13 protein-coding genes are annotated in these 14873 nt (G+C 70.1%); 9 read left to right on the top strand and 4 right to left on the bottom strand.

Annotated elements, in window-relative coordinates:
• Positions 1–162: 162 nt before the first annotated feature.
• On the bottom strand, positions 163–1359 hold the full coding sequence (locus tag ESO89_RS08670) for a BMP family lipoprotein (protein ID WP_128905137.1): 1197 nt from the start codon (positions 1357–1359) through the stop codon (positions 163–165).
• Between the two features lie 195 nt (positions 1360–1554).
• Entirely contained in the window at positions 1555–3027 is a 1473-nt protein-coding gene (locus tag ESO89_RS08675) for a phosphohexomutase domain-containing protein (protein WP_128905138.1), read from the bottom strand.
• A gap of 115 nt (positions 3028–3142) precedes the next feature.
• Between ESO89_RS08675 and ESO89_RS08680 the strand changes: the two genes are divergently transcribed.
• Positions 3143–3421 carry an acylphosphatase gene (locus ESO89_RS08680; RefSeq protein WP_128905139.1) on the top strand — a complete coding sequence of 93 codons (279 nt, stop codon included), beginning with the start codon at positions 3143–3145 and terminating at the stop codon, positions 3419–3421.
• A 39-nt stretch (positions 3422–3460) separates the two neighbouring features.
• Here ESO89_RS08680 and ESO89_RS08685 read toward each other — a convergent pair whose 3' ends face one another.
• Complete coding sequence (locus ESO89_RS08685; protein WP_128905140.1) at positions 3461–3850, bottom strand: winged helix-turn-helix transcriptional regulator; 390 nt, start codon at positions 3848–3850, stop codon at positions 3461–3463.
• Between the two features lie 69 nt (positions 3851–3919).
• Here ESO89_RS08685 and ESO89_RS08690 point away from each other — a divergent pair, with 69 nt between their 5' ends.
• The 5 genes from ESO89_RS08690 to ESO89_RS08710 all read left to right on the top strand — a co-directional run bounded on the left by ESO89_RS08690 (position 3920) and on the right by ESO89_RS08710 (position 8141).
• The gene (locus tag ESO89_RS08690) at positions 3920–4369 is read left to right on the top strand and encodes a DoxX family membrane protein (RefSeq protein WP_128905141.1); all 450 of its coding nucleotides are present in this window, start codon (positions 3920–3922) and stop codon (positions 4367–4369) included.
• Between the two features lie 82 nt (positions 4370–4451).
• Positions 4452–4934, top strand: a complete 483-nt coding sequence (locus tag ESO89_RS08695) for a VOC family protein (RefSeq protein ID WP_128905142.1) — start codon at positions 4452–4454, stop codon at positions 4932–4934.
• A gap of 184 nt (positions 4935–5118) precedes the next feature.
• Entirely contained in the window at positions 5119–6159 is a 1041-nt protein-coding gene (locus ESO89_RS08700; RefSeq protein WP_128905143.1) for a thiamine pyrophosphate-dependent dehydrogenase E1 component subunit alpha, read from the top strand.
• Positions 6156–7163 carry an alpha-ketoacid dehydrogenase subunit beta gene (locus tag ESO89_RS08705; RefSeq protein ID WP_128905144.1) on the top strand — a complete coding sequence of 336 codons (1008 nt, stop codon included), beginning with the start codon at positions 6156–6158 and terminating at the stop codon, positions 7161–7163. Before ESO89_RS08700 ends, ESO89_RS08705 begins: the two co-directional genes overlap by 4 nt.
• Positions 7164–7166: 3 nt before the next feature.
• Positions 7167–8141 carry an NAD(+)/NADH kinase gene (locus ESO89_RS08710; RefSeq protein WP_128905145.1) on the top strand — a complete coding sequence of 325 codons (975 nt, stop codon included), beginning with the start codon at positions 7167–7169 and terminating at the stop codon, positions 8139–8141.
• 23 nt (positions 8142–8164) lie between these two features.
• Here the strand turns inward: ESO89_RS08710 and ESO89_RS08715 are convergent, their stop codons facing one another.
• A complete protein-coding gene (locus ESO89_RS08715; RefSeq protein ID WP_128905146.1) occupies positions 8165–9952 on the bottom strand; it encodes a 2-oxo acid dehydrogenase subunit E2 in 1788 nt (595 codons plus the stop codon).
• Between the two features lie 599 nt (positions 9953–10551).
• Between ESO89_RS08715 and ESO89_RS08725 the strand changes: the two genes are divergently transcribed.
• Genes ESO89_RS08725 through ESO89_RS08735 form a run of 3 tightly spaced genes read left to right on the top strand, consistent with a single transcriptional unit; the run spans position 10552 to position 14571 of the window.
• Positions 10552–11583 carry an ABC transporter ATP-binding protein gene (locus ESO89_RS08725; protein WP_128905148.1) on the top strand — a complete coding sequence of 344 codons (1032 nt, stop codon included), beginning with the start codon at positions 10552–10554 and terminating at the stop codon, positions 11581–11583.
• The gene (locus ESO89_RS08730) at positions 11580–13523 is read left to right on the top strand and encodes an ABC transporter permease family protein (RefSeq protein ID WP_128905149.1); all 1944 of its coding nucleotides are present in this window, start codon (positions 11580–11582) and stop codon (positions 13521–13523) included. The genes ESO89_RS08725 and ESO89_RS08730 overlap by 4 nt, the downstream gene beginning before the upstream one ends.
• Positions 13516–14571: an ABC transporter permease gene (locus tag ESO89_RS08735; protein ID WP_128905150.1), complete on the top strand. Its 1056-nt coding sequence runs from the start codon at positions 13516–13518 to the stop codon at positions 14569–14571. Before ESO89_RS08730 ends, ESO89_RS08735 begins: the two co-directional genes overlap by 8 nt.
• The last annotated feature ends 302 nt before the right edge of the window (positions 14572–14873 follow it).

Consider the following 14873-nt stretch of genomic DNA (forward strand, 5'->3'; position numbering starts at 1 on the left):
AAGAGCGCGGATTCCGAACTGACGCGCTCGAAACTGTCGTTCGATCGATCAGATCGTCTGAAAAGTCGTCGTCGCGGTGGGCGGTCCGGACACCCCGGGATCGGGAGTTCGCCGCCGCCGTACTGCGCTCAGTGGCTCGTTTCGCTCTGTCGCCCGTTGCGCTTAGTTGCTCGTGGTCTCCGGCACGTCGATGTTCCCGGCGATGATCTCGTCGCGCGCGTCCGAGACGGCGGTCTTGATGTCGTCGGGCACCTCGCCGCCGATCTCCTGGCCGTAGACGCACTCGACGCCGTTGGACTCCAGCCCGAGCGCGACCGTCTCGCCGCCCTGGTGGTTGTCGTCGATGACGTTCGAGATCGACTCGTACACCGCGGTGTCGACGCGTTTCACCATCGACGCCAGAATCACGTCCGCGAACGACTCCTCGGAGACCGACTGGTCCTGGTCGACGCCGAACGCGAACCGGCCCTCCTCCTGTGCGGCCTGGAACACGCCGACGCCCGTCGCGCCCGCGGCGTGGTAGACGATGTCCGCGCCGCTCTGGTACATCGACAGCGCCTGCTCCTGTCCGCCCGAGGGGTCGGCGTAGCTGCCGACGTAGCTCGTGGTGACGTCGACGTCGTCGGATGCGTAGTCGACGCCGGCCTCGAAGCCCGCCTGGAACCGGCGGATGACCGGGCTGTCGACGCCGCCGACGAACCCGACGTTCGTCGAGTCGGGTGCGGTCGAGCCCGCGCCCGCGGAGAAGTCGGTCTCGGTCAGATTCGCGGCGAGCACGCCCATCAGGAACGAGCCCTCGTGCTCGCGGAACAGGTAGCTCGCGACGTTCGACTCGTCGACCGTGGTGTCGACGACCATGAAGTCCTGGTCAGGGAACTGCGGCGCGGTCTCGGTGAGCGCGTCGCCCTGGTTGAACCCGATACAGGAGACCAAGTCGTAGTCCGGGTCCGTCGAACTCGCGTACCGCTGCTGGTACTGCCCGAACTCGCCGGTGCCGTCCGGCTCCGACTCGGCGTACTCGATGCCGAACTCCTCTTCGGCATCGAGGATTCCCTGCTTGGCCGCGTCGTTGAACGAGTTGTCGCCGAGGCCGCCGTCGGAGTAGACGATGCCGACCGTCGCGGGCACGTCGGAGCCGTCAGACCCGTCGGACCCGTCAGACCCGTCGGAACCGTCGTCTCCGTCCGAGCCGTCGGAACCGTCCTCACCATCCGAGCCGTCGGAACCGTCCTCACCATCTGAGCCGTCGGAGCCGTCCGACCCGTCGCCACTTGGTCCGCCGCTACAGCCGGCGAGCCCGACGAGGCCCGCTGCACTTGCCGCCTTGAGGAACCGCCGCCGATCGAAGTCGGATGCCATGTCACCTATAACGGCGGGTACGCGGCATAAATTCGTCGCTCTCCCCGCCCCGGTGTTGCACGTTCGCGCGATACCGCGGAAACATCGTCGCCTATCCGCCGCGATCGACCGGAGATCGTACCCATGTTCGTGATGTATCAGGATCGATCGGGATGGTTCGGCCCCTTCCCGTCTCGTCGACGGTAGAGCGAGCGCTTACTCGTCGTCGCCGACCGCGGCCACCGCGTCCTCGACGACGGCCTCGACGTCCGCGATCAGTTCGTCGACGTCGTCGCTCTCGGCGTACACCCGCACGTACGGCTCCGTGCCCGAGGGACGCACGAGCGTCCACGAGGCGTCGGGGAACTCCAGCCGGACCCCGTGGTCGGTGTCGACCGTCGCGTCCGGGAAGGCGTCGGGCAGGGTCGTCTCCAGCCGCTCCATCACGCCGGGCTTGGCCGCGTCCGGGCAGTCGACGCTGACCTTGCGGTACGGGCGCTCCGTGATCGGCTCGCGGAGCGCGTCGAGCCCCGACTCGACGACGAGCCGGGCGATCACGGCCGCCGAGGCCACCCCGTCGATCCACTCGCCGAAGCCGACGTGGATGTGCTTCCACGGCTCGGCGGCGAAGACGACGCGGGTGTCGTCTTCCGCCGCGGCTGCGGCGTCCGCCCGCACCGCCGCGATCCCCTCGTGGAGCGCGCCGAGGCGGATGCGCTCGACCCGGCCGCCGGCCTCGCGGACGCGTTCGTCGATCCGACCCGAGGCGTTCGGGGTCGTCACGACCACCGGGTCCGCGGCGTCGCTCTCGCGGGTGTACCGCTCCGCGAGCAGCGCGAGGACGGTGTCCTCGTGGACCACGTCGCCGTCGGCGTCGACGATCACGATGCGGTCGGAGTCGCCGTCGTGACCGATCCCGAAGGCGAACCCCTCGGCGTCGTCGCCATCGTCGCCTTGGTCGCCCGCGCTCGGGCGGCCGGGAGCGGCCACGCCCTCGTTGGCGTCGGCGACGAACGCTCGGAGGTCCCGCAGCGTCTCGGGCGTCGGCTTGCTCCCGCGGCCGGGGAAGTGGCCGTCGACGTTCCCGTTGAGCGTAACGACCTCGGCGCCCAGCTCCCGCAGGACGGTCGGCGTCGCGGGCGCGGACATCCCGTTCCCGCAGTCGACCGCGACCCGGAGGCCGTCGAGATCGTCGCCGAACCCCGCCGCGTACGCGCGGACCGCGTCGAGGTAGCCGTCGAGGGTGTCGACGCGCTCCGTCTCGGTCCATTCGTCCCACGCCGTCGGCGGCGCCTCGCCCGCGACGCGCTCCTCGACGGCGCGCTCCGCCTCGCGGTCGAACTCGCTTCCGTCCCGGAACAGCTTGATACCGTTGTCGGCCGGCGGGTTGTGCGAGGCGGTGAGCATCACGCCGTACCGCCCCTGCGAGGCGTGCGCGAGCGCCGGGGTCGGGAGCGGTCCGGCGCGAAGCACTCGCACGCCCCCGGACGCGAGCCCCGACTCCATCGCAGCCGCGATCGCCGGGCCGGTCACCCGCCCGTCGCGGGCGAGGACGACTTCGGCGGTCCCTCCCTCCTCTCCGGCCGATCGCACCTCGGACGCGACCGCGCGGCCGACGGCCAGCGCGAGTTCGGGCGTCACTCGCGTCTCGGCGCTGCCGCGAATCCCCGCGGTTCCGAACAGGTCCATACCTCCGGTGTCGGCCGGCGTTCGTTAGAAGCCGTCGGTTGCGGGTCGCGAGTGGCGTCGGGGTTCGCACCGCTCCCCGCGACGCTTAACAGGGCGGCGGACGCAGCCACCACCGATGACCGACCGAACGCGAGCACATGTGTACGTCTCGGGCCGCGTGCAGGGCGTCTACTACCGGGCGACGACCCGCGACACCGCCCGGGAGACGGGCGTCGACGGCTGGGTACGAAACCTCGACGACGGGCGCGTCGAGGCCGTCTTCGAGGGGCCGGAGGCGGCCGTCGAGGAGATGGTCGCGTGGTGCGAGACGGGGAGTAAGGCGGCCGAGGTCGACGCGGTCGACGCGACCTACGAGGAGCCGGAGGGACTCGACGGGTTCGAAGTTCGGTGGTAGGTGGTCGGCGCGTAGCACGCACCGCCTCCGACGGGGTCCCTACCCGCTGCACTCGGCGAGCCACTCGTGGGCCCACTCGTCGATCTCCTCGAAGACGGGCGCCAGCGACTCGCCCTTGGCGGTGAGGCTGTAGTAGGTCGCCACGGGCGAGTCCTCCTCCAGCCGGCGGTCGACGAAGCCGGTCTCCTGGAGGTCGTCGAGCACCCGCGAGAGGGTCCGGGCGTTCGCGTCGGTCTCGCGCTTCAGCTCGTTGAACCGCGACTCGCCGTTCAACAGCTCGTGGAGGACGACGAGCCGCCAGCGCGAGCCGATCTGTTCGAGCGAGTCGACGACCGGACACGGCGTCTCCAAGACAGCAGACGTGTCTGCGTCGGCCTCTGCGTCGGTCGTGTCCGCCGGTTCTGAGCCGGCGAGTTCCTGCGATGACATCGGGGTTACCTGCTTACCCTATTGTCCGGGAAGCGATAAATAGGTTACGTCCGTATACGTAGTTACACGATGTTAGCTGAGATCGCGACGATACCGCTTCAATTCGACTCCCCCTTCGCGGGCGAACTGTTCCTGCTCGGTCGCCTCCTGTTCGGCGTCACGCTCGCGTTCATGGGCCTGAACCACTTCATGGACGTCGACACGATGGCCGGCTACGCCGAGTTCAAGGGCCTCCCGGCGCCGCGCTTCTCCGTGATCGCCTCCGGGCTCGTCCTGGTGCTCGGCGGCCTCGGCGTCGCGGCCGGCGCGTTCCCGGTCCTCGCGGCCGGCGGGCTCGCGGCGTTCCTGCTCGCCTCCGCCGTGACGATGCACGACTTCTGGTCGATCGACGACCCCGAGGAGAAGCAGAACGAGATGACGAGCTTCCTCAAGAACCTCTACGGCGTCGGCGCCGCGCTCGCGCTGCTGGCCGTCGGCGGCACCGCGTGGCCGTACGCGGTGAATCTCGGGCTGTTCTGAGCCGGCGAGCCGACGAGTTCCGACCCGCGTCCTCGAACCACCCTCACCACTAACTGTTCTCCCGACGACCGGTCACACAGATATGACTGACGCCCCACCGACCACCGGACTCCACCACGTGACGAACATCTGTACCGACATGGACGAGACCGTCGCGTTCTACGAGGACGCGCTCGGCTGGCACACGGTCAAGCGGACGCAGAACTACGACGACCCGGGGACGCCCCACTACTACTTCTCGTCGACGCCGGAGGGCGAGCCGGGGACCAACGTCACCTACTTCGAATACCCGAACTCGCAGGGCGCGCCCGGACCGGGCGCGAGCCACCACTTCGCGTTCGGCGTCGAGGACGAGGAAACGCTCCGCGAGTGGCAAGACCACCTCCGCGAACAGGACGTGCGCGTCTCCGAGGTGAAAGACCGCACCTACTTCAAGAGCATCTACTTCAGCGACCCCGACGGGCTCGTCTTCGAGCTGGCGACGGCGGGTCCGGGGTTCACTCGCGACGAGGAGGAGCCCGGCAGCGGGGTCATCGACCCGTTCGAGGAAGGGTACGAGAGCTAGTCCGACTCTCGTCCGACGGACCCGATCCCTCGGCTGACCGATCCGGACCCCCCGGCGACGAGCGCGGCACCCGGACACGTCGATCGCCATCAGATACCCGCCGGAGTGCGGCTCACGCTTCCTCTGTTGGAGACCGATAGTTGACAAAAAATTTATTTGGAGTTAGTAACTATCTCTGGGTTGTATGACATCAATATCAATGAAGAATTCGGGCGGACGGGAGGAAGCGCTCCGTCGGATGTTGCTGATCCGCGAGTTTGACAGCACGGCGGGCGACCTGTTCGCCGACGGCGACATCCCGGGGTTCGTACACCTCTACATCGGTGAGGAGGCCGTCGCCGTCGGGGCGTGTGCCGCCCTCGACGGGGACGACTTCATCACGAGCACGCACCGCGGCCACGGGCACTGCATCGCGAAGGGGCTCGATCCGCGACGGATGATGGCCGAGCTGCTCGGAAAGCGCGAGGGGTACTGCAACGGAAAGGGCGGATCGATGCACATCGCCGACGTCGACGCCAACATGCTCGGCGCGAACGGGATCGTCGGCGCGGGCCCGCCGCTGGCGGCCGGCGCCGCGCTGACCTGCCAGTACCACGACGAGGACCGCGTCGCGCTCGCGTTCCTCGGCGACGGTGCCGTCGCGCAGGGACAGATCCACGAGGCGATCAACCTTGCCGCGACGTGGGACCTCCCGGCGGTGTTCCTCGTCGAGAACAACCACTTCGGCGAGGGGACGCCGGTCGAGGAACAGCACAACGTCGAGAAGCTCAGCGAGACCGCCGAGTCGTACAACATCCCCGGCTTCACCGTCGACGGAATGGACGTCACCGCCGTCAACGAAGCCGTTGAGGAGGCCCGCGAGCGCGCCCTCGCCGGCGACGGCCCGACGTTCATCGAGGTGGAGACGTACCGGTATCGCGGCCACTTCGAGGGAGACCCCGAGCCCTACCGCGACGAGGAGGATGTCGAGCGGTGGCAGCAGCGCGACCCCATCGACACGTTCGCCGACCGGCTGATCGACCGGGGCGAACTCACCGAATCGGAACTCGACGACCTCCGCGCGGAGGTCGAAGCCGAGATCGAGGAGGCCGTCGCGTTCGCTCAGGAGGCCGACGAGCCGACCCCCGAGGAGGCGTACGACGACATGTTCGGCGAGCCCGTCCCGGAGATCGAACGCTTTGCGAGCGCGCTCCACGCCGACGGTCGCGGAGGTGATCCCCAATGAGCACGCAACCCGACACCGCGTCAGTCGACAGCACAGAGTCGATGACCGTCCGCGAGGCGATCCGCGCCGCGCTTCGCGAGGAGCTGGACCGCGACGAGGACGTGTTCGTCATGGGCGAAGACGTCGGCAACTACGGCGGCGTCTTCGAGGTCACCGACGGGCTCTACGAGGAGTACGGCGGCGAGCGCGTCCGCGACACCCCGATCAGCGAAGCCGGGTTCGTCGGGGCCGGCGTCGGGGCCGCCGCCAGCGGCACCCGTCCAGTTGTCGAGGTGATGTTCTCGGACTTCCTCGGCGTGGCGGGCGAACAGATCATGAATCAGATGGCGAAGATGCGGTACATGTTCGGCGGGAAAGCCGAGATGCCGATCACCGTCCGGACGACCGAAGGCGGCGGCATGGGCGCCGCCAGCCAACACTCCGGCACGCCGCACACGTGGTTCGCCCACTTCCCGGGGGTGAAGGCGGTCACGCCCGGCACGCCGAAAGCGGCCAAGGGGCTGTTGAAGTCCGCCATCCGCTCGAACGACCCGGTGTTCTTCTTCGAGAACAAGCTGATGTACGAGCAGGACGGCGAGGTCCCGACCGATCCGAGCTACACGGCCCCGATCGGAGAGGCGGCAGTCGAACGCGAGGGGAGCGACGTCACGGTCGTCGCGACACAGCGGCTCGTCGGCGAGTCGCTTTCCGTCGCCGACGACCTCGCGGGCGAGGTCGACGTCGAGGTCATCGACCTGCGGTCGCTGTATCCGCTGGATACGGAGACGCTCGCTGACAGTATCCAGAAAACGGGGCGGATGGTGATCGCCGACGAGAGCCCGGTCTCGTACGGCGTCCACGCGGAGGTCGTCTCGCGGATGGTCGAAGACGAGTTCTTCAGCCTCGACGCCCCGCTCCAGCGGGTCGGCGTGCCCGACACCCACATCCCGTTCAGCACGCCGCTCGAGGACGAGGTCGTCCCCGACGGCGACGACGTCAGAAGCGCCATTCATCAGGTGGTCTGAGCGGTGCCGACGCCAACCGTCGGCGTCGTCGTGAACCCGGCGGCCGGCAGGGACGTCCGCCGGCTGACCGGGAGCGCGAGCGTCAGCGACACCTACGGGAAGCGCCGCGCGGCCGAGTGCGTGATCGCCGGACTCGACGCCGTCGACGAGCCCGTGGACGCGCTCTTCGCGCCCGATTCGAGCCGCATCGGTCAGCGCGCCGTCGAGGAGACCGACCGGCCGGGCGTCGGCGTGCTCGACATCGAGGTCGAGGGGACCGGTTCCGACACCCGTCGCGCGGCGGCCGCGTTCCGCGAGGCGGCCGACGCCGTGGTGGCGTTCGGCGGCGACGGCACCGCTCGGGACCTCGCCGTCGAGATCGGCGACGTTCCCGTGCTCGCCGTGTCGACGGGGACGAACAACGTCGTGCCCACGATGGTCGACGGGACGGTCGCGGGCGCCGCGGCGGCGTTCGTCGCCACCGGAGCTGTGTCCGCCGACGCCGTCGCGACGCGCCACGCGACGGTGGCGGCCGAGGTCGACGACGGGCGCTCGGTGCGCGGGCTGGCGACGGTCGGCCTCGTCGACCGCTCGTTCGTGGGGACCCGCGCGATCTTGGACCCGGACGACTTCCTCGGCGGGATCGTCTCCCGAGCGAGCCGCGGCGACATCGGTCTCTCGGGGATCGCCGGCGCGTGCACGCAGCTGGCCCCGATCGCGTCCCGAGGGGTCGCGCTCGATCTGGACCCGGACGCCGACCGGACCGTGTCGGCGATCACGACGCCGGGCGTCGTCGAGGAGGTCGGCGTCGCCGACTGGGAGCGTCTCGGTCCCGAGGGAGAGTGGACCTTCGCGGTCGACGAGGCGGTCGTCAGCGCGGACGGCGAGCGCGAACTCGCGGTCCAAGACGCCGCCGTTTCGGTCCGGCCGGTCGCCGACGGTCCGCGGATCGTGGACTTCGACGCGGTCTTCGAGCGCGCGCCGACGATCGGCGAGTAGTCGTCCCGGGGCGCTCCCGACCGTCAGGCGCGCTCCCACGTAAGTTCCATCGGGAGGTCCTCGCGCAGGAGCTCCGCCACGTGACAGCTCCGCTCGCCGAGTTCGACGACGCGGTCGAGCGTCTCGTCCGCCGCCTCCGGCGCGTCGATCGCGACGGTCACGTCGATGCGCTCCACCGACCCCGTGGCCGGTTCCCCGTCCGCGGTCACCTCGATCGAGCCCACGTCGACGTCCCGGATGTCGGCCTGATAGCGGACGGACAGCGACAGGCACGCGGACAGCGACGAGAGGAACAAATCCACCGGCGACGGGGCGCCGTCGTTCGCGCCGTACCCGTGGTCGAGGTCGGGGGCGCGCACCGTCCCCGCCATTCCCTCGCTGGTCGTGGCCGTCGCGAGGCGCGGCGGGCGGTCGGTCGCGTCGTCCGTCGGGGTCACCGCCTCGGGGAGCAGCGGCCACGGGTCCTCGATGTGGCCGACGAGCGACCGGAGGAACCGCGCGGCGTCCGCCCCGTCGACCACGCGGTGGTCGAAGGAGAGATCCAGCGGGAGCACGCGGCGCGACTCGGGGGTGCCGTCCGCCATGGTGACGCGTTCGCTGACGGCGTTCACCCCGAGGATGGCGATCTGCGGCGGATTGATGATGGGATCGAACGACTCGACGCCGAGCACGCCGAGGTTCGTGACCGTGAACGTCCCGCCGCGGAGGTCGTCCATCGTGTAGTCGCCGTCGAGGGTCCGCCGCGTGATCTCGCGGCGCGTCTCGGCGATCTCGGACAGCGACTTCGCACCGACGTCCGGGACCACCGGCGTGACAAGCCCCTCGTCGATGTCGACGGCCACGCAGACGTTGTGCTCCTCGTAGAGCCGGTGCGTCTCCTCCTCGAACGTCGCGTTGAACGCGGGGTGGTCGTCGAGCGCCGCCGACAGCGCGACGAGCAACACGTCCGGCATGGAGACGTCCGCTTCGAGGGCCTCGTCGGCGGCGTCGGCCGCCGCGCGGAGGGCGGCGGCGTCGGGCTCGCGGTGTTCCGTGACGTGGACGGCGTTGCGATAGCTCTCTCCGAGCCGGTTGGCGATGGACCGCCGCATCCCGCCGAACGCCCGCTCCTCGGCGAGCGTTCTCGTCGCTCCGCCGCCGGCGTCGGCCGTCGGTTCGCTCGCCGATTCCGCCGCCGCCTCGACGTCGTCCGCGGTGACGGCGCCGCCGGGACCGCTCCCGCTCACGCCGGCGAGGTCGACGCCGAACTCCTCAGCCCGCTGTTTCGCCCGCGGGCTCGCTTTCACCTCCTCGGGACCGCTCTCCGCGGCCTCGACGTCGTCGGCCGTGATCGCACCCTCGGGCCCGCTCCCCTCGACGGTGCCGAGGTCGACGCCGAGTTCCTCCGCGCGCTTTCGCGCTCGGGGCGTCGCTTTGCCGCCCGCGGACCCGGCGCTCGCGGCCGCCGTGTCACTCTCCGTGCTCGACTCCGCAGATCGCGCCGCAGCGGCGTCCTCTTCGCTGGAATCGGATGTCGGTGCCGCGTCGTCGAGGTCGGCTTCGGCCTCGGCGACGAGATCGGAGATGTCCGCGTCGGGGTCGGCGATGATTCCCATCGGAGTTCCCGGGGCCACCGCGTCTCCCTCGTCGAGGAAGGTGCGCCGGAGGACGCCGCCCTCGCGGGATTCCACCTCCGCGCTCGTCTTCTCGGATTCGATCTCCGCGACGACGTCGTCGACGTCGACGGAGTCGCCTTCCTCGACCGCCCAGTCGAGCAGTACCCCCTCCTCCATCTCTAAGCCGAGTTTCGGCATTCGAACAACGTATCCCATATCTGGAACGCCGGCCCCATTCCACATAATTATTACTGGAGGTTGGCGCAACTGGGAACCGCACCGCTCAGCGGGGGCTCGTGTGATATTAATACCTTATATGGTATCAAGACTCATTATCCCTTTCCACGAAGGGTTAATACGGAGATCCTCGCTATCCCGCTTCAAGATGGCAAACGATCGCGACACCATGAAAGACGTCTCGCACACGGCACCGAACGACACCTCGGCGAAAGGCGTGTGGGAACGAGGACGAGGCCCCGTCGAGGAAGCGGAAGAAGAGGAGTAAACTCGGCCGAACCGCCGTTTTTCGTCCGTTTTCGCGGCCCGCGTACCAGTCGGAGGCCTCGTTCGGACCTCCCGAGGCGGCGTCCTCTACCTCCTCCGGGTGATCTGACGCGGCGGCGCCGCCGGCACCGTCCGGCGCGTCGTCGCGGCCCTCCGTGACCCCCCGTCGATCGCTCATGCGGAGAGCGTTCTCGAAGCCGCGGGGTAAGGCTACCGGCGGGGTGTGTCCGTCGGGCGGTCGCGCCCGCGTCGTTCTCGCGGGTGATAGCCGCGGGCGTGGCTTTAACCCGCCCGACGGCGGACCCGAGCGCATGATCGAAGTGGAGGGGCTGCGGAAGACGTACGGGGAGTTCGCCGCCGTCGTCGACAGCACCTTCTCCGTCGAAGAGGGCGAGGTGTTCGGGATCGTCGGCCCGAACGGCGCCGGGAAGACGACGACGCTGAAGGTGCTCGCCGGGCTCGTCGACCCCACCGCAGGCGAGGTCGAGGTCGCCGGCTTCGCCTCCGACGACCCCGAGATGCGCCGGCAGTTGGGGTTTCTCCCCGAGGAGTCGCCCCTCTACGAGGAGATGACGCCGCTGTCGTACCTGCGCTTCTTCGCCGACCTGTACGACGTGCCGCGCGAGGCCGCCGACGAGCGGATCGAGGCCGCGCTCGACCGACTGGAACTGGACCACCGCGAGCGGCGGCTCGGCGACATGTCGAAGGGGATGAAACGCAAGGTCGCCATCGCCCGGTCGCTCGTCAACGACCCCGACGTGCTCGTGTACGACGAGCCGGCCTCCGGGCTCGACCCGGTGACGACGAACTCCGTGCTGGAGTTCACCCGCGAGCTGCGCGAGACCGGGAAGACCGTCGTATTCTCCGCGCACAACCTCTATCACGTCGAGTCCGTCTGTGATCGCGTCGCGGTGATGAACGAGGGCCGGATCGTCGCCCGGGGGAGCGTCGACGGAATTCGCGAGCGACACGGCGAGACGGCCTACCGGGTGTTCACCGACGTGTCGCCCGCGCGGACCGACGCACTGGTCGAGATTTTCGACGACCTCGGCGACCTCGACAACCTCGACGACCTCGACGGCGCGACCGAGGAGGTCGGCGACCGGTTCCGCACCACCGTGCCGACGATGGACGCGGTCGAGGCGGTCCGCGAGGCCGCCGCCGCGGCGGGCGGCGAGGTCGTCGACATCCGCACGCGAGAGCCGAGCCTGGAGGACGTGTTCCTCGACATCGTCGGGCGACCGATGCCGGGGCGGTACACCGGTGGCGGTGGGGATGCGGAACCGGAGGCGACGGAAGACGACGCGACGCGACCGGCGGAGCCGCCGGAGGGAGCCGAGTGATCGACCGACTCCGACGGATTCTTCGAGTCGCCCGCTGGGAGACGGCCCGCGCGGGCGGGGGCGTCGACCGTCGGACCCTGCTCGCGGCGCTCGCGCTCCTGCTCGTCGCCGGCGGCGTCCTCGGCGGGGGGCTCGCGGCCGGCGTCGTCGGGCTCGACGTCGACCGCGACGTGTACCGCGTGGGCGTCGACGGCGACTCACCGTACGCGGACGCGGTCGAGGCCGAGCCGTCGCTCACGGCGGTCCCGCTCGGGAGCGCCTCGCTCGGGGAGACGGCCGACCTCGTCGTCCTCGGTGGAGGTAGCAGTGACGGAGGCGAAGACGGAATGCGGGTCGAGACGGTCGCGGTCCGCGCCAGTGACACCCCGAAGGGGGAGGCCGCGGCGGCCTCGTTCCGGGAGGCGGTCGAGGCGCACAACGAGCGGCTGATGGCCGCCGAGGAGAACCGGACCGCGGCGTTCCCGATCACCGTCTCCCTCCAGTACGCCGGCCGGACGAGCGGGCTCGACGAGGGCTCGACGCTCGGCGGGGGCGACACGGGCTCCGGCGCCGACGGCGACGGAGGCGGTGACGGTTCCAGCGGGGGCGATGGCGGTTCCAGCGACGGGAGCGCCGGAGCCGGCGGCGGTGGGGGACTCGCAGGCGGGGGCGCCACAGACGGGGACGCCGCGAGCGATGACGACGGCGGGTTCGCGGTCCCCTCGGTCGGCGGCGGGGCGTTCGGCGCCGACACGGTCGGGTCGCCCGGGTCGATCTCTCCCCCCTTCCCGTTCGTCTCGCTCCTCTTAGCGTTCGTCTTCCTCGTGCCGATGAACTTCCTCATTCAGGCGTACGGCTCCTCCGTCCTCGACGAGCGCACGAACCGGCGCGGGGAGCCCCTGCTCGTCACCCCGCTCGCGCCGGTCGACATCGTCGCGGGGAAGACGCTCCCGTACGTCGCGATTGCGGCGCTCGTCACGACGCTTATCGCGGTCGCCGTCGGCGGCGGGGCGCTCTCGGTGATCGCCGTGCTCCCGGTGGCGTTGGCCTTTCTCGCGGCCACCTTCGTCGGCGCGATGTTCGCCCGGTCGTTCAAGGAGCTCACCTTCGTCACGGTCGGGGTGAGCGTCCTCCTGACGACGTACGCGTTCGTGCCGGCGATCTTCACGAACGTGACGCCCGTGGCGCTCGTCTCGCCGCTCACGCTGGTCGTCTTCGACCTGCAAGGGGAAGCGGTCGGGTTCGGCGATATCCTCTTCTCGACCGGGCCGATGACGGTCGGGGCGGCGCTCCTGTTCGGGCTCGGGCTCGGGGTGTACCGCGAGGAGGACATGTTCACCCAGAAGCCGGTCGGCCGGAAGTTCCTCGACGCGCTGGCGGTGCGGCTCGGGGAGGTCGGCGGGACGAAATCCGCCAGATCGCGGCGAGAACGGCTCCGGGCGCTCGCGCCGGTCGCGTTCCTCACGGCCTGTACGATCCCCTTCGTCTTCGTCGCGGAGCTGTTGGCGGTCGCGCTGCTGTTCGCGCTGCCGGTGACGGTGTCGATCCCCGTACTCTTAGTGACCATCGCGTTCATCGAGGAACTCGCGAAGAGCGTCCACCTCTACGCCGGGTTCGAGCGCGGCGCGTTCGCCCGGACCGATCGGGTCGCCGTCGCGGTCGGGGCCGCCTCCGCGGTCGGCTTCTTCCTCGCGGAGAAGGCCACCGCGGTCGTGCAGGCGGTCGGGCTCACGGACCTGTACGTCGGCCGCGCCGCCTTCGGGAGCGTGGCGGGGGTAGAGGGGCTCCCCCCGCTTGCTGTGGCCGCGCTGTTCTTCGCGCCCCTCGTACTTCACGGGTTCGCGACGACGGTCGCCGCGGTGGGCGCGAGCCGGAGCGGGACGTACTACGTCCTGACGCTGGCGCTGGCGACGCTGATCCACGCCGCGTACAACTTCGGGGTGGTGCGCGTCTATGCGTAACCGCGACAGCCGACTGACGATCGCCGGCCGGGAGCTGTCGGGGCTGCGCGCGGAGAAGACGATCCTGCTCGCGATCGCGATTCAGCTGTTCATCGCCGCGTTCTCGTCGTTCCTCGTGGTCGGGCTCGTCTCGATGTACGACCCCGGATCGCTCGGCGGCGCGGAGGTCGAGGTGGCCGGCGCCGGCGACGCCGTGAGCGACCTCGAACGCGCCGAGAGCGAGGTCGACGGGGCCTCCGTCACGCGCTACGAGGACGCCGCGGCCGCGCGGCTCGCCTTCGACAGCAACGCCGCCGACGCGGTGGTGGTTGCGAACCGGAACGACGACGGCGGGATCTCGGCGGTGGTCACCGCCCCGGACGCCACGGTCGAGACCACCGTGATCGTCGTCCAGCTCCGCGACCTGCTCCGGACCTACGAGCGACAGGAGCGCGCGGACCGAGCCGAATTCCTGAGCGAGTCGCCGCTTCCCCTCCCCGAGCGGACCGGCACCAGCCCGTACTTCACGTTCACGTACACCGTGTTGATCCCGGTGCTCGTCTTCCTCCCCGTGTTCATCTCGGGGTCGCTCGTGGTCGATTCGATCACCGAGGAGATCGACGAGGGGACCTTCGAGCTGCTGCGCGTCGCGCCCGTCACGCTCGGGGAGATCGTCGACGGGAAGGCGCTGGCGGCGGTCGCGATCGCCCCCGGACAGGCGCTCCTCTGGCTCCTCCTCCTCCGCGCGAACGGGACGCCGGTCGCCAACGTCCCCTCGATCCTCGTGCTGATGACCGCGCTCACCCTCCTCGTCGTCGTGCTCGCGCTCGCCATCTCCGCGCTCGCACCCGACCGGCGGGCCGCCCAGTTCCTCTACTCGATCGGCATGCTCGTCCTCTTCGGGGGCGCTACGGCGATGGCGGGCGGCCCCGCGAACGCGGTCGCGCGGCTCGCGATCGACAGCGCCGACGCGACGACGACCGCGCTGGTGGTCGCCTACGTCGGGATCGCCGCGGTCGCGTACGCCGGCGTCCGGACGATCGTCGCGGAGAACGGGTTCGAGAAGTGAGCGACGATCGCTTTTAAACGACGTGCGGTGGCGCGCGCCTCCGAGCGTCCTGTGAAGGACGCGAGGAGCGCGTGCGAGGGAGTCGGCCGACCGGAGCGAAGCGACGGGAGGCCGACGAGGCTGGGGAGGTATGAGGCTGCGGTGCGGTTGGGTGGGACTCAAAGGGGCAGGCGCGAGGACGAAGCCTGACGACGCAAGCACCGCAACGAGGGAGCGAGTGAAACGAGCGACTGAGTGAGGAGCGCAGCGAGTCACGCGAGTCGTCGCGGCTGGGGCTTTGGAAGTCGTCACCGTCGATCCAC

This window comes from Halorubrum amylolyticum (assembly GCF_004114995.1).
GTDB lineage: Archaea > Halobacteriota > Halobacteria > Halobacteriales > Haloferacaceae > Halorubrum > Halorubrum amylolyticum.